General features: G+C 61.2%; 14 protein-coding genes, 1 tRNA gene and 1 pseudogene. 4 read left to right on the top strand and 12 right to left on the bottom strand.

The window, feature by feature from the left end:
• The first annotated feature begins 121 nt into the window (after positions 1-121).
• Positions 122-1117: a catabolite repressor/activator gene (gene cra / locus ACODSJ_RS11500; protein ID WP_489101829.1), complete on the top strand. Its 996-nt coding sequence runs from the start codon at positions 122-124 to the stop codon at positions 1115-1117.
• A 20-nt stretch (positions 1118-1137) separates the two neighbouring features.
• Positions 1138-1914 (top strand): TatD family hydrolase, encoded by a 777-nt coding sequence (locus ACODSJ_RS11495; protein WP_489101828.1) that lies wholly within the window; start codon positions 1138-1140, stop codon positions 1912-1914.
• A 35-nt stretch (positions 1915-1949) separates the two neighbouring features.
• Here ACODSJ_RS11495 and ACODSJ_RS11490 read toward each other — a convergent pair whose 3' ends face one another.
• The 5 genes and pseudogenes from ACODSJ_RS11490 to ACODSJ_RS11470 form a co-directional block, all read right to left on the bottom strand.
• Positions 1950-2654 (bottom strand): methyl-accepting chemotaxis protein, encoded by a 705-nt coding sequence (locus ACODSJ_RS11490; protein ID WP_489101889.1) that lies wholly within the window; start codon positions 2652-2654, stop codon positions 1950-1952.
• A gap of 153 nt (positions 2655-2807) precedes the next feature.
• Positions 2808-2996: pseudogene (locus ACODSJ_RS11485) on the bottom strand (HAMP domain-containing protein); the annotation flags it as partial.
• A gap of 1284 nt (positions 2997-4280) precedes the next feature.
• Positions 4281-5117 carry a regulatory signaling modulator protein AmpE gene (gene ampE / locus ACODSJ_RS11480; RefSeq protein WP_489101827.1) on the bottom strand — a complete coding sequence of 279 codons (837 nt, stop codon included), beginning with the start codon at positions 5115-5117 and terminating at the stop codon, positions 4281-4283.
• Positions 5114-5674 carry a 1,6-anhydro-N-acetylmuramyl-L-alanine amidase AmpD gene (gene ampD, locus ACODSJ_RS11475; RefSeq protein ID WP_489101826.1) on the bottom strand — a complete coding sequence of 187 codons (561 nt, stop codon included), beginning with the start codon at positions 5672-5674 and terminating at the stop codon, positions 5114-5116. The genes ampE and ampD overlap by 4 nt, the downstream gene beginning before the upstream one ends.
• Positions 5675-5737: 63 nt before the next feature.
• Positions 5738-7948 (bottom strand): DUF1631 domain-containing protein, encoded by a 2211-nt coding sequence (locus ACODSJ_RS11470; RefSeq protein WP_489101825.1) that lies wholly within the window; start codon positions 7946-7948, stop codon positions 5738-5740.
• A gap of 267 nt (positions 7949-8215) precedes the next feature.
• On the opposite strand from ACODSJ_RS11470, the gene nadC reads away from it, so the two are divergent.
• Entirely contained in the window at positions 8216-9064 is an 849-nt protein-coding gene (gene nadC, locus ACODSJ_RS11465) for a carboxylating nicotinate-nucleotide diphosphorylase (RefSeq protein WP_489101824.1), read from the top strand.
• Positions 9065-9217: 153 nt separating this feature from the next.
• Here the strand turns inward: nadC and ACODSJ_RS11460 are convergent, their stop codons facing one another.
• Positions 9218-9523 carry a DUF6388 family protein gene (locus tag ACODSJ_RS11460; RefSeq protein ID WP_489101823.1) on the bottom strand — a complete coding sequence of 102 codons (306 nt, stop codon included), beginning with the start codon at positions 9521-9523 and terminating at the stop codon, positions 9218-9220.
• A 302-nt stretch (positions 9524-9825) separates the two neighbouring features.
• On the opposite strand from ACODSJ_RS11460, the gene ACODSJ_RS11455 reads away from it, so the two are divergent.
• Positions 9826-10371: a hypothetical protein gene (locus ACODSJ_RS11455; protein ID WP_489101888.1), complete on the top strand. Its 546-nt coding sequence runs from the start codon at positions 9826-9828 to the stop codon at positions 10369-10371.
• 9 nt (positions 10372-10380) lie between these two features.
• Here the strand turns inward: ACODSJ_RS11455 and ACODSJ_RS11450 are convergent.
• The 6 genes from ACODSJ_RS11450 to infB all read right to left on the bottom strand — a co-directional run bounded on the left by ACODSJ_RS11450 (position 10381) and on the right by infB (position 17292).
• A tRNA-Thr gene (locus tag ACODSJ_RS11450) sits at positions 10381-10456 on the bottom strand.
• A 126-nt stretch (positions 10457-10582) separates the two neighbouring features.
• Positions 10583-12688, bottom strand: coding sequence for a polyribonucleotide nucleotidyltransferase (gene pnp / locus ACODSJ_RS11445; protein WP_489101822.1), 2106 nt, complete (start codon positions 12686-12688; stop codon positions 10583-10585).
• A 194-nt stretch (positions 12689-12882) separates the two neighbouring features.
• Complete coding sequence (gene rpsO, locus ACODSJ_RS11440; RefSeq protein ID WP_085698397.1) at positions 12883-13152, bottom strand: 30S ribosomal protein S15; 270 nt, start codon at positions 13150-13152, stop codon at positions 12883-12885.
• A gap of 143 nt (positions 13153-13295) precedes the next feature.
• Positions 13296-14213, bottom strand: a complete 918-nt coding sequence (gene truB, locus ACODSJ_RS11435; protein ID WP_489101821.1) for a tRNA pseudouridine(55) synthase TruB — start codon at positions 14211-14213, stop codon at positions 13296-13298.
• A 4-nt stretch (positions 14214-14217) separates the two neighbouring features.
• Positions 14218-14613, bottom strand: coding sequence for a 30S ribosome-binding factor RbfA (rbfA, locus tag ACODSJ_RS11430; RefSeq protein ID WP_260960327.1), 396 nt, complete (start codon positions 14611-14613; stop codon positions 14218-14220).
• A 159-nt stretch (positions 14614-14772) separates the two neighbouring features.
• The gene (gene infB, locus ACODSJ_RS11425; protein WP_489101820.1) at positions 14773-17292 is read right to left on the bottom strand and encodes a translation initiation factor IF-2; all 2520 of its coding nucleotides are present in this window, start codon (positions 17290-17292) and stop codon (positions 14773-14775) included.
• Positions 17293-17306 lie beyond the last annotated feature (14 nt).

The raw sequence follows: 17306 nt of genomic DNA, 5'->3' as shown, positions 1-17306 counted from the left end.
CGATAATCTCTCATCCTTGAAGTGCAACTTGTCGTTCGCGTTCAGACAGCGACGGTCATTCTTAATCGGGTAGGATGGCCCTATTTGTCGGGCTAACTCGAAAAAACAAAGGGAAACCGGGTTGAAACTCAGCGATATTGCCCAACTGGCCGGTGTGTCAGTGACCACCGCCAGCTACGTCATCAACGGCAAGGCCGAACAGCAACGCATCAGCAGCGCCACCGTCGAACGGGTGCGCGCGGTGGTCCAGGAGCATGGCTTTACGCCAAACCCCCAGGCCGCCGGGCTGCGCAGTCGGCATACCCGCACGCTGGGCTTCATCTTGCCCGACCTGGAAAACCCCAGTTACGCACGCATTGCCAAGCTGTTGGAGCAAGGTGCCCGCGCGCGGGGCTATCAGTTGCTGATCGCCAGCTCCGACGACGCCCCCGACAGTGAACGGCAACTGTTGCAGCTGTTCCGGGCCCGGCGCTGCGACGGCCTGATCGTCGCCAGTTGCCTGCCGACCGGGGACGACAGCTACCAGCAACTGCAAGCCAAGGGCATTCCGATCATCGCCATCGACCGGGTGATGGAACCTGCGCATTTCTGCTCGGTGATCAGCGACGACCACCAGGCCAGTTTGCAACTGACCCGCAGCCTGCTCCAGACCCAACCCCGACAAATCGCCCTGATCAATGCCCGTCCCGAACTGAGCATCAGCCAGGAACGGACCGCCGGCTTTCGCGAAGCCCTGGCCGGTTTCGAAGGCCAGGTGCTGATCGAACACGGGGAGTCGTTCAGCCGTGAGTGCGGCCGGCAACTGATGAATGAAATGCTCACTCGCCTGGGGCATCTGCCCGATGCGCTGGTGACCACCTCCTACGTGCTGCTGCAAGGCGTGTTCGACGCGCTGCACGATTTCCCGCTCAAGTCGCGCCCGCTGCGCCTGGGCACCTTTGGTGACACGCAATTGCTGGACTTCCTGCCGCTGCCGGTCAACGCCATGTCCCAACAGCATCAGCTGATTGCCGACAAGGCCTTGGAGCTGGCCCTGGCAGCCATCGAGAACGGTGACTACCAACCGGGCGTGCAAGCCATTGCGCGGACGTTCAAGCAGCGCATTCACCAAGGCTGAGCATTGACCAGGACCCGAGCATGGCGTTGATCGACACCCACACCCACCTGGACTTCCCGGACTTCGACGCAGATCGCCCGGCACTGCTGGCAGCGAGCCGCGCCCTGGGGGTAAGGCAGATGGTGGTGCTGGGGGTGTATCGGGACAACTGGCAACGGGTCTGGGACCTGGTGCAAAGCGACCCCGACCTGCACGCCGCCCTGGGCCTGCACCCGGTGTACCTCGACCAGCATCGTCCCGACGACCTGGTGCAACTGCGCGAATGGCTGAACCGTCTGGCTGGGCACCGGCAGCTGTGCGCGGTGGGTGAAATCGGCCTGGATTACTACATCCAGACCCTGGATCGCGAGCGTCAGCAGGCGCTGTTCGAGGCGCAACTGCAACTGGCGGCGGAGTTCGAGCTGCCGGCGCTGATCCACGTGCGCCGCAGCCACGCCGACGTGATCGCGACCCTCAAGCGCATTGGCCTCAAGCGCGGGGGGATCATCCACGCCTTCGCCGGCAGTTATGAAGAGGCCCGCGAATACCTCAAGCTTGGCTTCAAGCTCGGCCTGGGCGGTGCCGCCACGTGGCCCCAGGCCCTGCGCATGCACCGGGTCCTGGCAAAACTGCCACTCGACGCCGTGGTGCTGGAAACCGACTCACCCGACATGGCCCCGGCGATGTTCCCCGGCCAGCGCAACAGCCCGGCGCATCTGCCGGCGATCTGCGAGGCGCTGGCCGGGATCATGGCAGTGAGCCCGGAGCGATTGGCCGAGGCCAGCAGCATCAACGCCCGCCAACTGTTCAACTGGTAAAAACATGTGGGAGCGGGTTTGTGGTGGGCCTGGAATCACACCCGAAACGCATTGATCAACTGCTTGAGCCGCACCACCTGGGCAGACAGTTCGCGGCTGGCGTCTTCGGTCTGGTGCGCACCTTGCGCCGTGCGCTCGCCCGCGCGGTTGATCTCGACGATGTTCTGATCGATGTCGTGGGCCACGGCGGTCTGTTGCTCCACAGCGGCGGCGATCTGCTGGTTCTGATCGACGATCATGCCGACCGCACCGAGAATATTCTCCAGCGCCTGCTGGACCTTCTCCGCCTGGCCGACCGTGCCGCTGGCCATCTCATGGCTGGTGCCCATTGCCCTGACCGCCGCCCCCACGCCGCCGTGCAGCCGAGTGATCATCGCTTCGATTTCCTCGGTCGATTGCTGGGTCCGCTTCGCCAGCGTGCGGACCTCATCGGCCACCACCGCGAAACCGCGCCCCTGCTCACCGGCCCGGGCCGCTTCGATGGCGGCGTTGAGGGCCAGCAGGTTGGTTTGCTCGGCGATGCTCTTGATCACTTCCAGTACACGGCTGATGGCCTGGCTGTCGTTCGCCAGCTGATTGATCACCTGCACCGACTGGTCGATCTCGCCGGCCAACCGGACAATGCTGCCTTGCTGCGACTCCACCAACCCTCGCCCGCTGAGCGTCTCGTCGTTCACGCTGTGGGCGCTGCTCACCGCCGCGGCGGCGCTGCGCGCCACTTCCTGGGCCGTCGCCGACATCTGGTTCATCGCCGTGGCCACCTGTTCGATCTGGCTGCGTTGCCCGGCCACGGCCTGGTTGCTGCGCGCCGACACCGTTTCCACCTGCCCGGCCTGGCGCTCGACCTCGACGACGGTGCGGCCGACCTGCTCGATCAGGTCATGGATCTTCGCCACCGTACCGTTGAACACCTCACCCAGTTCGCCCAGTTCGTCTTTGCTGCGGGCCACGAAATTGACCGTCATGTCGCCGGCCGCCACCTTGTCCATCATCCGCCCCAAATACCGGAGCGTGGTACGGGTCGATGCGTAGAAACCGGCGTACAGGTAGACAATCAACAGGAACACCGCGGCCAGCGCCATCGCTTGCAGCACCATGTGGCTGCGATTCTGCTCCAGGCGCTGCTGCAACTGGGCGCCGAGAAAGCCCAAGGTCGCGTCGTCGAGCCGGTAAGTCTGTTCCATCAGGCCGCTGATCTGCTCATAGAACCCCAGCCAGGGCGCATCGAGGGTGTCGGCCATCACCACGTGTTCCTCGATCAATTCCGAAGCCTTCTTGAGCGTGCCCTTGCTGTCATTGGCCAGCCCGGCCAACGCCTGGTCGGCAGCCTTGCTGGCGCCGAGGGCGTCTTGCAGCTTCAAGTCATATTCACCCTGGAGTTTTTCGATCTGGGCCAGCAACTCGTCGAACCGGGTACTCGACGCCGAATTGAGAAACCCCAACCCCAATGACGAAGCCCCCAGCGCACGCCCTTCGCCCAGGGTCTGGGTGACCCTGGGTGTCACGCCGATGCTCAGCTCACTGAGCTGACGGATATCCCCCTGATGGTCGCGGCCCAGTCCCGCCTGGCTGGCGATGAGCTGGCTGAACATCTGCGCATGGTTGAGCAACTTGCCAATCAGGGCGCTTTTGCTTTGCAGCGAGCGTTCGCCCTGCTGCGCCTTGAAGGCCGCCATCAGCTCATCACGCTTGGCATCGAAAGCGATGGCCTGCTCAGGCTCGACGGCCACGGCGCGCAGGCCTTGCAGGCGTGCGAGAACTTGTTGCTCAAGGACCCCGATCTTCGCTTCGACATCACCGGCCTTGCCCGATTGACCCAGGCTGGCGTTGATCTGCACCAGGTTGTTGAGGGTTTCCAGATCCCGGCGCAGGGCCAGGCTGCTGCCCAGCAGGTCGAGGCTTTGCAGCTCCACTTGCGTACCCAGCCATTCCCGATAGGAATCGCGCACCAGAAAGAAGTTGGTCACCAGCATCGGCAACAGGAACAACACGCTGATCAGGCTGAACTTCATGCCGAAGCTCAGGCGATTCATCAGCGCGACAGCGGGCCAGAGCAAACTCTTCACAAGGAAGCCTCCCGGGAATGTTCTTATTTTTATGAGTGCGCGCAGAGACAGCAGAAAGCCACTATTCGGGCGCTGCCCCTGTATAGCCTAAAAAGGCGGGAGGATTTGTAACTTAAGGTTAACGACTGTAGTCCTGAAACGCGTACCGTGGCGAGGGAGCTTGCTCCCGCTGGCCTGAAGCAGGCCCCGGGGTTTCTTCCGGAGGATCGCTTTGTCCGGTCTTGCGACTGCTGCGCAGCCGAGCGGGAGCAAGCTCCCTCGCTACAAAAGCGTCTTGCTACAACCCTGCAGCTACGTTGATCAGGCCAACACCGTCCACAACGCAAACCCGGCATACCAGAGCACCGCCGCGCGCAGCAGCAGTTCCCAGAGCCGATCCAGGCTGTTGATGCCGTCCGAACCCGGCGCAGGTTCGGGTATTTCGCCCGCCACAAGGCCGACCTTATCGATCAGTTGGGCGGCGCTGATGTTCCAGTTCAGCAGCTCATGCAACATGATCCGGCTGACGGCCACGAAATTGCCCACCAGGGCGAAACTCGCCGCCAGCAGACGCGCCGGCACCCAGTCAAAGGCATGGCGCAATTGCCCGGCCCGCTCGGCCACGCCAGGGTTCTGGCTATGCTCGGCCGCCAGCGCCAGCAGTCGATAGCTCAGCGCCGCGACCGGCCCCAGCAGGAAGTACCAGAAAATCACCGCGAAAAAGCTCTGGTAGGCCTGCCACAGCACATACCCCTGAACCCGCGCCAACAACTGCTCACCGTTGCCGGCTTCAAGGCCCAGGTCGCGCTTGGCCACATGGACGGCTGCCTGCAGATCCTCCCGCCGCCAGGCGTCGCGAAAGGGTCCCAGGGCCGCCAGCAGATCACCGCGGCCCAAGCTGTAAATCACCACCAGCAGATGCACCGGCAATGCCAGCAGACCATAGGCTACCGGCTCCAGCATCCACAGCAGCAACGCCAGCAGTGCCGCGGGCAGCAGGATCATCACCAGCAGCACCAGCCAGGGCCGGTTGAGCAAGCGCGGGCTTGCTTCCAGCCTGTTCAGCTCGTGCCGCCAGCCACCGTCGCGCTGGACGCGCTGGCGCAACGCCGAGAACTTCTCGATCCAGACGGCCAGCAGCAAAACCAGAAAACTCATTGTCCTTCCCCTTCTGTCAGGGCCGCACGATAGCGAACCCAGTCGAATGCCGGTCCCGGATCGGTCTTGCGCCCCGGCGCGATATCGCTGTGCCCGCAAATGCGCGGCACCGTGATCGCTCTGAACACCGCTTGCAACTGCCGGGTCAGGTCCACCAACGCGACGTACTGAGCGTCAGTGAAGGGCAGATCATCGGTGCCTTCAAGTTCGATGCCCAGGGAAAAATCGTTACACGTTTCCCGCCCCTCGAAACACGAGACACCCGCATGCCAGGCACGGTCCAGACAGGAGACAAACTGGGTAACGGCACCGTCACGTTCGATCAGAAAATGCGCAGACACGCGCAGATCGGCAATGCCGGCAAAGTAGGGATGTTCCGTGACATCCAGGCGATTCTGGAAAAACTCCTGCACCTTGCCCGTGGCGAACTGCGCGGGCGGCAGGCTGATGTTGTGGATCACCAGCAGGGAGATCTCGCCCTCGGGGCGCGCATTGAAGTTGGGCGATGGGCAATGGCGCACGCCATCGCACCAACCGCTCGCGGGGTCCAACTGCATACAGGTTCCTTCGATGACAGCGGTCGATGCCGTCAGTATGCCGTGATACAGGACACTAGACGATCACTTGCCGCGATTGAGCTGGCGCAGATTGCCCAGGACCGACTCCAACGCCCGATCGAACAACAACGTATCGTCCAACACGCGCGCCGCTCCCCGGCGAAACTCCAGGGCCAGGCTGGTACGGCTGTGCTCCTGAACCTTCAGGCCGGTGCGATTGACGAAGACATACTTGCCGGTGGATTCGATGATCGCCGCCAGCTTGCAGCGCAGGCGGTTGTCTTCGTCCTCCTGGAACTCGACCCAACTGCCCAGTCGCAACTGATCGACCTGGCGCAAGCTCGCATCATCGGCCGGCAAGCCGACCAACGCGTCCGCCGTAGATTTCTGCGGCGCACGCAGTGAGATTTTTTCCCGCACCCGGACCATCACCGGCGACTCAGCCGACTCGCCCTGCTCCGACGCCTGGCCCATGCGTTCGAGCGCCTGCACGTGCAAGACCTCCAGCTCGGCGAAAAACTCACTGGTGGCGAACGGGTCGAACGCCGAGCGACTCAGGCCATCGCGCAGCGCCTTGAGCAATTCCGGCACCATCGCCAACAAGCGCACGCCCGCGTCAGGCTCATCATGGGGCTGGACGCTCCAGATCAACTGTTCAAGGGTCAGGACATCCGCCTGCCACTCGGCTGAGCGCTCGCCGTGCTTGAAGCAGGTCAGCAGCAACACCTGACTCCAGGCCTGCTGCACGAACTCAACCACCGCCAGCGGCAACACTTTGCCCAGCATGAGCTGATTCAAGGCCCCTTCGACACGCTGACGCGCCCATTCAGCCTTGGCCCGCCCCTCCTCGGCATCCCGAATGCGCTGCTCGAGCAGTTCGCTGCGGCGGCGCTCGTCGCTGGTGAATGCCAGGAAGTCGGCCAGCAGCTCGGAGAAAATGGCCGGGTCATCGACGAAGTCGTTCAACAAACGCTGCACCACCTGTTCGATGCGCTGGTAAAGACTGTCGCGCTGATGATCATCGCAATCACCACAGCCCATGGCCGCCGCGGCAATTTCATTGAGCAGCCGGCGGGCCGGGTGATTGCCTCGGCTGAAGAAGCTCTTGTCTTGCACCGCGACCTTGAGCATCGGGATCTGCAAGCGGCCGATCAGCGCCTTGAAAGAGTCCGGCAGGTTATGGTCGTCGAGGATGAACTCGAACATCATCGAGATCAGGTTGATCACGTCCTCGTCCGCGCCTTCCACCACCCGGGACTTGCCGCTGCGCACACTGACCCGGGTCAGCAGTTGCTCGAGCTGGCTGCGCAGATCGAACTCGTCCTGAACCGCCGGTGCCGGCACGTATTGCTGCAAATGGGATAACAGGCGCAACAGATCACCGGTGGAGATCGGCTGGGCCGGCGCGCTGACCTCCAGGGTCGGCGCCACGCTGCCACGGACCCGTTGCAACAACTTCTGCAACGCCGCGAACACTTCCTGCACGCTGTCGTCGACTTCACCGGCCCGGGACTTCGCCGCCGCCTCGTTCTTGGGCCGGGGATGGTCCTCGGCGCGATCCGATGCGCGCCGCGACGGCGACACCTTGAGGTCCGGCAGGATGCCAGTGGCGGCCAGCAATTGATTGGCCTCGGCGTAGAGTTGGTCGCACTCGCTGAGCACATAGCGTTCGAACAGCTTGAGCAGGATCAGCTTGACCTTGATCCCCACGCCCAGGTTGCGCCCCGCCTGCAGGAAGCTTTCGCACAGCAGCGTCGGGCTCAGGGGATTTTGCTGGCTCGACAGCGGCCGGGCCAGCAGTGCACTGAGCCGGACCGTCAATTGATCGAGGGCGCCGCCTTCACGGCTGAGCACCCGGGTGACCATGGCCTCCACCGCCAGGTGGCGCTCCAGGTCGTCATGGCCGCGCTGGGCCGGGCTACCTTGCGCCAGGATGGGCGCCAGGGTGGCGTGGGTCAGGTCGTACTGGGCAAGACTGACAAACGCCTCGAAAAACTGTTCGATGAACTCGCGCTCGATGCTCTTGCGCTTGAGCCGCAGGTCCCGCATCGCCTCGAAATACAAGTTCTGGTCGACATTGTGACGCGCCCGGTCGGCCATTTCGAACAGGGTGTCGTCGGCATTATCGAACAGCCCCTGCAACCCCTGGCGTAACTGCTGGGCGGCCTTGTCGCGGACCTGAAGCAGAATCACAGGCAGACGGGCGAGGGGCGAGCGAATCGCCTGATCGGCAGAAACCTTGTGTAAAGGCACTACATTCCCGTCGTTGTGCATCCCGACCTCCTGTAACGGCATTCTTCGGCGCTGGACGTCAAAGACATGACGTCAATCGAAAGGCGGATTATCTGCAAAACAACCCCGTCGCACCAGCGGACTCTGTGATCCAACTCGAAATCCAGCGCAATAAGTGACCGGACAAATGCGCAAACGTTGCGAGGAGGCGACCAAATACCGTTTCAATACCTGCGGTAGACATCCCGCGCCTTGGGTTCGCTCACGGCCTGGCCCTATAATCGGCCCACTTTGTCTGTGGAGCCTGTCATGCCGAATCTACGTCTCGCCGATCTGACCGCCGAAATCGAAGCCAACGTGCGCCGCGCGCTGCTCGAAGACATCGGCAGTGGCGACATCACCGCGCAACTGATCCCCGCCGAACGCCTGGCCAAGGCCACCATCATCACCCGCGAAGCGGCGGTCATCAGCGGTACGGCCTGGGTCGATGCCGTGTTCCGGCAACTGGACCCGCGCGTCGCGGTGCATTGGCAAGTGCGCGACGGCGAACGGGCGAACCCAGATCAGGCGCTGTTTCATCTTGAAGGCCCGGCCCGCTCGCTGTTGACCGGCGAACGCAGCGCGCTGAACTTCTTGCAGATGCTCTCGGGCGTTGCCACCCGGGCACGCTACCTGGCGGATTTTGTCGCCGACACCCAGGTCAAGCTGCTGGACACGCGCAAGACCCTGCCTGGGCTGCGACTTGCCCAGAAGTACGCCGTGACCTGCGGCGGCTGCCATAACCACCGCATCGGTCTGTACGACGCGTTCCTGATCAAGGAAAACCACATCGCCGCCTGCGGCGGCATCGCCCAGGCCATTTGCGCCGCCCACAAGATCGCCCCGGGCAAACCGGTGGAAGTCGAAGTAGAAAGCCTGGAAGAATTGAAACAAGCCCTGGCGGCCGGCGCCGACATCATCATGCTCGACGAACTGAGCCTGGACGACATGCGTGAAGCCGTGCGCCTGAACGGCGGCAAGGCGAAGCTGGAGGCCAGCGGCGGAATCAACGAAAACACGTTGCGCCCGATTGCCGAGACCGGGGTGGACTACATCTCAATCGGGGCGATGACCAAGGATGTGAAGGCGGTGGACCTGTCGATGCGCTTGAGCCTCTGACAAGCATCCAAAAGAATAAAACCGTGGCGAGGGAGCTTGCTCCCGCCGGGCCGGGCTGGCGCTCCAGCGCGAAGCGGCCCTGTCTTTGGGGCTGCTGAGCAGCCCAGCGGGAGCAAGCTCCCTCGCCACAGCGTTCAATCGTGCCGCGTTTTTTCAAACCACCAGATTATTCATCTCGCAGTATTCTTCCCATTCAACACCCAGCACCTCGGCCGCTTCCTTGTGCAACGCAAGGCGCTGCGCCTCGAACTCTTCAGGTGTGCTGGTGTACTTGAGGGTCAACTCCCAAGGCTGCAGCCCCTGGGCTTCGGCCTCATCCTCGAACGCCCACTGGATCTGGTCTTTCTGATCGTCGGCGGACAAGTCCTTGATCTCTTCCAGCAACTGCGGCGCATCCAGAACGTACTTCTTCAGTGCTTCTTCGTGTCTGGCTTCTTGGGACAATGGTTTAACAGTCATGGCGTTCTCGTTGATCTGGGGAATGGAAGATGGATCTGGATCATCAAGGATCTCTCTGACGCAAGAAACCGTGTGAAGCCCGGTTTACCTGGCCTTCAGGACCATTCTGGGGATCATTTGAAAACTGCTGGGCAATGCTCATGCAGGCAAAGAATATAGGACGTTTTACCGGCGATTTACATGGTTCTTTACATCTATTCCACAAAAGATCCGGCCCATAGAAACGAGGGACCAGGGAACATCGGTTAAAACAACCAGTCATAGCCATGTGCCATATCGGCACTTCACAAGGACCCCCAGTGATGCGCAGTTTTTCAAAACGATCGTCGACCCGGCTTGCTACCACCCTCTTGCTACTCGGCGGCCTGACATTAGCCGGCGGCACTCAAGCGGCCGTCGAGGTTTCCTCCGGTACGTCGCTGCCCTCCGACAACATTCCCGGACTTCGCAATTCCTTCGATAAGGACATACTCATCAAGAGCAACATCAGCGTGGGCGACCTGGAGAACCTGCCAAAAGCGGTGAAGGACAACACTGCCGAGCTGGAAAGCCAGAAACGCACCCTCAGCGAGCAGGCTCGCCAGATCGAAGAGTTCAAGCGCAACAGCGGGTCCAGCTCCACCTCCAGCAGCAGAGAGATCGACGATCTCAAGCGCACGATCAAGGAACAACAAAGCGATCTGAACGACTTGGCCAAGCAAGTGGAAGAACTCAAGCGCAACAGCGGCTCCAGCTCAAGTTCGAACAACAGCGAGATTTCGTCCCTGAAACGCGAACTCAGCGATCAGGATCGTGACATCGACCAGCTCAAGCGTACGGTCGAGGAGTTGAACAGGAAGGTGAAATAACGAGGGGAATGGTGCCCGAGACAGGAATCGAACCTGCGACCTTCGCGTTACGAGTGCGCTGCTCTACCGACTGAGCTACACGGGCGGTGGCTAAACCTAGCATCGTCTCCCATGGACAGGCAACCTGCGGCACAAGGGATTTTCAGCACATAGCAAAACGCCCCGAACCAGTCGGGGCGTTTGCTTGTTCAGCGGTCAGGCGAAGGGCTGATTAAACGCCCGATGCCTTGGCAGCTGCCACGTCCTTGATGGACAGCTTGATACGGCCGCGGTTGTCCACGTCCAGTACCAGCACTTCCACTTCCTGGCCTTCTTTCAGGATGTCGGTCACTTTCTCGACGCGAGCATCGCTCAACATGGAGATGTGAACCAGACCGTCCTTGCCCGGCAGGATGTTGACGAAGGCGCCGAAGTCGACGATGCGCTCGACCTTGCCGACGTAGATCTTGCCGATCTCGGCTTCGGCAGTGATGCCCAGGACGCGTTGGCGTGCCGCTTCTGCCGCTTCCTTGGTTTCGCCGAAGATCTTGATCGAACCGTCGTCTTCGATGTCGATCGAAGCCTTGGTTTCTTCGCAGATCGCACGGATGGTCGCGCCGCCTTTACCGATGACGTCACGGATCTTGTCGGTGTCGATCTTCATCGCGATCATGGTCGGAGCGTTGGCCGACAGTTCGGTACGGGACTGACCGATGATCTGGTTCATCTGGCCGAGGATGTTCAGGCGCGCTTCCAGGGCTTGGCCCAGGGCGATTTCCATGATCTCTTCGGTGATGCCCTTGATCTTGATGTCCATCTGCAGTGCGGTGACGCCCTTGGCGGTACCGGCCACTTTGAAGTCCATGTCGCCCAGGTGGTCTTCGTCACCGAGGATGTCGGTCAGGACGGCGAATTTCTCGCCTTCTTTAACCAGACCCATGGCGATACCGGCAACCGGCGCCTTCATCGGCACACCGGCGTCCATCAGGGCCAGGGAAGCACCGCAAACGGAAGCCATCGAGCTCGAACCGTTGGATTCGGTGATTTCCGAAACCACACGGATGGTGTAAGGGAATACGTCAGCGGCAGGCAGCATGGCCGAAACCGAACGACGGGCCAGACGGCCGTGACCGATTTCGCGACGACCAGCGCCACCCATGCGACCACACTCGCCTACCGAGAACGGAGGGAAGTTGTAGTGCAGCATGAACGGGTCTTTTTTCTCGCCTTCCAGGGTGTCCAGCAGCTGTGCGTCACGGGCGGTGCCCAGAGTCGCGACTACCAGAGCCTGGGTTTCGCCACGGGTGAACAGGGCCGAACCGTGGGTTTTTGGCAGAACGCCGACTTCGATGTTCAGCGGACGTACGGTCTTGGTGTCGCGACCGTCGATACGCGGCTTGCCGTTGACGATGTTTTCGCGAACGGTGCGGTATTCGATTTCACCGAAAGCCGCTTTGACTTCGGCAGCAGACGGCTGGCCTTCTTCGCCGGACAGCTTGGCAACCACTTGGTCTTTCAGCTCACCCAGGCGCGCGTAACGGTCGGCCTTGACGGTGATGGTGTAGGCCTGGGAGATCGCTTCGCCGAACTCGGCACGGATCGCGCCCAGCAGTGCGGTGGCTTCTGGCTGTGGAGCCCAGGTCCAGGTTGGCTTGGCGGCTTCGGCGGCCAGCTCTTTGACAGCCTTGATGACCGACTGGAATTCGTCGTGGGCGAACAGCACGGCACCCAGCATCTGGTCTTCGGTCAGCTCTTTGGCTTCCGATTCAACCATCAGAACGGCTTCTTCGGTACCGGCCACGACCATGTCCAGGCTGGAGGCAGCCAGTTGCTCGTAGGTCGGGTTCAGCAGGTAGCCGGTGCTTTCGTGGAATGCCACGCGTGCAGCACCGATCGGGCCATCGAAAGGAATGCCGGAGATGGCCAGGGCAGCCGAGGTACCGATCATCGCAGCGATGTCCGGATCGGTCTTCTTGCTGGTGGAAACGACGGTGCAGACAACCTGCACTTCGTTCATGAAGCCTTCTGGGAACAGCGGACGGATCGGACGGTCGATCAGTCGGGAAGTCAGGGTTTCTTTCTCGGAAGGACGGCCTTCGCGCTTGAAGAAACCGCCAGGGATCTTACCAGCTGCGTAAGTCTTTTCCTGGTAGTGAACGGACAGAGGGAAGAAGCCCTTGCCTGGATCGGCTTGCTTGGCACCCACTACGGTCACCAACACGCTGACGTCGTCGTCAACGGTGACCAGTACTGCGCCGGAGGCCTGACGGGCGATACGGCCAGTCTCGAGGGTAACGGTCGACTGACCGAACTGGAATTTCTTGATTACCGGGTTCACGGTGTCCTACCTTCTTTGTGGCTCTTGGGGAACTTGTCTTCTTGCGAAATTCTTGGGCAATGACGGGAATCGGCCCGACGCCTGTCCAGGGTAAAACGTGTATCCAGATAAAACTTGAGGCTGGGAGCCTGCCATGCGCCAGCGGGAAACCCACTGACGTACGACAGACCACCAACCTCTAGCGCAATCGCTGATTAGCGACGCAGACCCAGGCGAGCGATCAGAGCGCTGTAACGGCTCAGATCCTTGCCTTTCAGGTAGTCCAGCAGCTTACGACGCTGGTTTACCATGCGGATCAGACCACGACGGGAGTGGTGATCTTTACCGTTGGCCTTGAAGTGACCTTGCAGTTTGTTGATGTTGGCGGTCAGCAGTGCAACTTGCACTTCTGGCGAACCAGTGTCACCAACAGCTTGCTGGTAGTCAGCTACGATTTGAGCTTTTTCTTGAACGTCGAGAGCCATGAGGCAATCCTTTTAGTCAGGAAACTGTTTCAAAAAAACAGCTTCAACAGGCCAGGGACAAATCCCTGTATCTATAAATGAGTAGTGACCGTGCCTGTTAACAGCCACACTCGCCAGCCTGTTGTTACGCAGGCTGGTTCCGGTCATTCCGACCGAATCAGTCGACGCGGCGCAATGCGCCCGTCTTCGCTCACTTCACCGATACCGATGAAACGACCGTTGTGATCCTGTACCCGTACCATGCCGAACTTCGGCGCATCCGGGGCACGTACCGGCTGGCCGTTGAGCCAGTAGAACGCACTGTGTTCCGAGAACTGCAGCAGCGGCCAATCTTGCAGCCCGCTGTCCGATGGCATCAGGAAACGATCGATCGCTTCGTTGCCACCTTCGGCATGGGCCGCTTCCAGCTCTTCCAGCGTGACCGTCTGGGCCAGCGTGAAAGGCCCGGCCTGGGTCCGGCGCAGTTCTGCCACGTAGGCACCGCAACCGAGCCGCTCGCCGATATCCTCCACCAGGGTCCGGATATAGGTGCCCTTGCTGCAATCCACGGCCAGCCGCGCAGTATTACCGTCGAAGGCCAGCAATTCCAAGCGCGCAATAGTAACAGAACGCGGCTCACGCTCCACTACTTCACCCGCACGCGCCAACTTGTACAACGGCTGTCCATCACGCTTGAGCGCGGAGTACATCGGCGGTATCTGACTGATTTGCCCGCGAAATCCTGGCAGTACTGCCTCGATATCTGCCTGACCAACGGTCACCGGGCGCTCCAGCAAAACCTCGCCCTCGGCGTCTGCCGTGGTGGTGGTCTTGCCCAGTTGCGCCAGGGTTTCGTAACCCTTGTCGGAATCGAGCAGGTATTGGGAGAACTTGGTCGCCTCGCCGAAACACAGTGGCAGTACGCCAGTGGCCAGCGGGTCGAGGCTGCCGGTGTGCCCGGCCTTCTCGGCATTGAGCAACCAGCGGACTTTCTGCAACGCCGCGTTGGAGGTGAACCCCAACGGCTTGTCGAGCAGGATGATGCCGCTGACGTTACGACGGATACGTTTGACCTGAGCCACCGAATTACTCCTTGGTGTCTTCGGGTTCAGCCGCGTGCTGACTGTCTTCAGCCACGGCACGCTCGATCAGCGCCGACAGGTGTGCACCCCGGGCAACGCTTTCGTCGTAGTGGAAGTGCAACTGCGGGACGCTACGCAGTTTCATCTCCCGGGCCAGTTGCATCCGCAGGAAGCCGGCAGCAGAGTTGAGCACCTTGATGCTCTGGGCGATTTCTTCGCCGCTGTCCTGGCCCATCACGGTGATGAAAATCTTCGCGTGACCGACGTCACGGCTGACTTCCACAGCGGTAATGGTGACCAGGCCGACGCGCGGGTCTTTGACTTCGCGACGGATCAGTTGGGCCAGCTCGCGCTGCATCTGATCGCCGATTCGTTGGGTACGGCTGTATTCTTTTGCCATGTCTTGTTACCTGTTACTGCCCCACGGTGAAACCCGCAAGGTCTGAAAGCGGCAAACGCCCGGCCTGGCAAAAGCCAGACCGGGCGTTGCGTTTAGAGTCCGCTCGCGCGGCAGCGCATGTTCATGCGACTACCCCGTGCAGCTCTTGAAGTGCGCGAGTCAGAGGCTGCGAGCAACCTGGACCTTCTCGAAGACTTCGATCTTGTCGCCGACCTTGACGTCGTTGTAGCTCTTGACGCCAATACCGCATTCCATGCCGGCACGGACTTCGGAAGCGTCATCCTTGAAGCGACGCAGGGATTCCAGCTCGCCTTCGAAGATCACGATGTCTTCACGCAGTACACGGATCGGACGGTTACGGTGAACGACACCTTCGATCACCATGCAACCTGCGATGGCGCCGAACTTCGGCGAACGGAACACGTCGCGAACTTCGGCCACGCCCAGGATGTTCTCGCGAACGTCGCTGCCCAACATACCGGTCAACGCTTTCTTGACGTCTTCGATGATGTCGTAGATCACGTTGTAGTAACGCATGTCCAGGCCTTCCTGCTCGACGATCTTGCGAGCGCCGGAGTCAGCACGGACGTTGAAGCCGAACAGTACTGCATTGGAGGCCAGTGCCAGGTTCGCGTCGCTTTCAGTGATACCACCGACCCCGCCGCCGACCACACGCACTTGAACTTCGTCGTTGCCCAGGCCGTTCAGAGCGCCTTGCAAGGCTTCCAGCGAACCACGGACGTCGGATTTGAGGACGATGTTGAGCGTCTTCTTCTCTTCCTGGCCCATGCTTTCGAAGATGTTTTCCAGCTTGCCGGCGTGAGCGCGAGCCAGTTTGACTTCGCGGAACTTGCCTTGACGGAACAGAGCCACTTCACGGGCTTTCTTCTCGTCGGCCACAACGCTCATCTCGTCGCCAGCGTCCGGGGTGCCGTCCAGGCCGAGGATCTCGACCGGAATTGCAGGACCTGCTTCCTTGATAGGCTTGCCGTTCTCGTCGAGCATGGCGCGCACGCGGCCGTAGTTCGAGCCGACCAGCACCATGTCGCCTTGACGCAGCGTACCGTCCTGAACCAGGACCGTCGCAACCGGGCCACGGCCCTTGTCGAGGCGCGATTCAACGACCACACCACGGCCTGGGGCCGAAGGCGTAGCGGTCAATTCCAGGACCTCGGCTTGCAACAGGACCGCTTCGAGCAGTTCGTCAACGCCGGTACCCATCTTCGCCGAGACCGGAACGAATGGCGTGTCGCCACCCCAATCTTCGGAAGTCACACCGTGAACCGACAATTCGCTACGGATGCGATCGAGGTCGGCACCCGGCTTGTCGATCTTGTTCACCGCGACCACCAGCGGAACGCCAGCTGCCTGGGCGTGCTGGACGGCTTCGACGGTTTGCGGCATCACGCCGTCGTCCGCCGCGACCACCAGGATCACGATGTCGGTTGCCTTGGCACCACGGGCACGCATGGCGGTAAACGCGGCGTGACCTGGGGTGTCGAGGAAGGTAACCATGCCACGATCGGTTTCAACGTGGTACGCACCGATGTGCTGGGTGATACCGCCGGCTTCGCCAGCCGCCACCTTGGCACGACGGATGTAGTCGAGCAGCGAGGTCTTACCGTGGTCAACGTGACCCATGACGGTCACGACTGGCGCACGAGGAACCGCTTCACCTTCGAACTTCAGCGACTCGGCCAGGGAATCTTCCAGGGCGGTGTCGCTGACCAGGGTCACTTTGTGGCCCAGTTCTTCAGCAACCAGCTGGGCAGTTTCCTGGTCCAGTACCTGGTTGATGGTGGCTGGAGTGCCCAGCTTGAACATGAACTTGATGATCTCGGCAGCCTTGACCGACATCTGCTGGGCCAGATCGCCCACAGTGATGGTCTCGCCGATCTTCACTTCACGCACGACAGGGCCGGTCGGGCTCTGGAAACCGTGGGCGTTGCGTTTTTTCAGCTTGGCCTTGCCGCGACCACCGCGACGGAAACCATCGCTTTCTTCATCGGTAGTACGTGGCGCAACACGCGGTGCTGGCGCCTTTTCCTTGACCGTAGCACGATGAGGCGCGTTCTTGCGCTCGCCATCGCCACCGCCACGACGGTTGTCGTCGGCACGCGGCTTGTCTGGACGACGCTGCTCGTCACGCTTGCGAGCGTCGACCGGGGCCGGCGCGGGTGCCACGACCGGGGCGCTTTCGCGCTCTGGCTCGACAACCGGTGCAGGTGCGGCGACGGCCTCGACCGGCGCGGGTTGCGCGACAGCAGGCTGGCGACGCGCTTCTTCTTCGGCGCGACGCTTGGCTTCTTCTTCAGCCTTTTGACGGGCAGCATTCTCTACTGCGCGGCGCTCTTCCAATTCACGCTTGCGCTCGGCTTCGATTTCTTCCGGGCTGCGCTGTACGAAGACTTTTTTCTTGCGGACTTCAACGCTGATGCTCTTGCTACCAGCAACACGCAGGGTGCTGGTGGTTTTACGCTGCAGAGTGATCTTGCGTGGCTCTTCCACTTTCACCTTGTGACTGCTCTTCAAGTGGGTCAGCAGGGATTGCTTCTCACTGTCAGTCACATGTTCCTCGGCGGCGGTGTGCGGCAGACCTGCCTCACGCATCTGCTGCAACAGGCGCTCTACCGGTGTTTTGACCTCATCGGCCAGTTGTTTCACCGTGACTTGCGTCATGCATTTCTCTCCTC

It is taken from the genome of Pseudomonas sp. FG6, from assembly GCF_057809015.1.
Note: the sequence above shows the minus strand (reverse complement) of the source record. Positions and strands in the feature narration are given on the sequence as shown.

What these genes read in the sequence shown, in the direction of transcription:
- ACODSJ_RS11495 (WP_489101828.1), top strand. Translation starts at nt 1,138, where the DNA reads ATGGCGTTGATCGACACCCACACCCACCTGGACTTCCCGGACTTCGAC.
- ACODSJ_RS11490 (WP_489101889.1), bottom strand. Translation starts at nt 2,654, where the DNA reads ATGTCGGCGACGGCCCAGGAAGTGGCGCGCAGCGCCGCCGCGGCGGTG.
- ampE (WP_489101827.1), bottom strand. Translation starts at nt 5,117, where the DNA reads ATGAGTTTTCTGGTTTTGCTGCTGGCCGTCTGGATCGAGAAGTTCTCG.
- ampD (WP_489101826.1), bottom strand. Translation starts at nt 5,674, where the DNA reads ATGCAGTTGGACCCCGCGAGCGGTTGGTGCGATGGCGTGCGCCATTGC.
- ACODSJ_RS11470 (WP_489101825.1), bottom strand. Translation starts at nt 7,948, where the DNA reads ATGCACAACGACGGGAATGTAGTGCCTTTACACAAGGTTTCTGCCGAT.
- nadC (WP_489101824.1), top strand. Translation starts at nt 8,216, where the DNA reads ATGCCGAATCTACGTCTCGCCGATCTGACCGCCGAAATCGAAGCCAAC.
- ACODSJ_RS11460 (WP_489101823.1), bottom strand. Translation starts at nt 9,523, where the DNA reads ATGACTGTTAAACCATTGTCCCAAGAAGCCAGACACGAAGAAGCACTG.
- ACODSJ_RS11455 (WP_489101888.1), top strand. Translation starts at nt 9,826, where the DNA reads ATGCGCAGTTTTTCAAAACGATCGTCGACCCGGCTTGCTACCACCCTC.
- rpsO (WP_085698397.1), bottom strand. Translation starts at nt 13,152, where the DNA reads ATGGCTCTCGACGTTCAAGAAAAAGCTCAAATCGTAGCTGACTACCAG.
- rbfA (WP_260960327.1), bottom strand. Translation starts at nt 14,613, where the DNA reads ATGGCAAAAGAATACAGCCGTACCCAACGAATCGGCGATCAGATGCAG.
- infB (WP_489101820.1), bottom strand. Translation starts at nt 17,292, where the DNA reads ATGACGCAAGTCACGGTGAAACAACTGGCCGATGAGGTCAAAACACCG.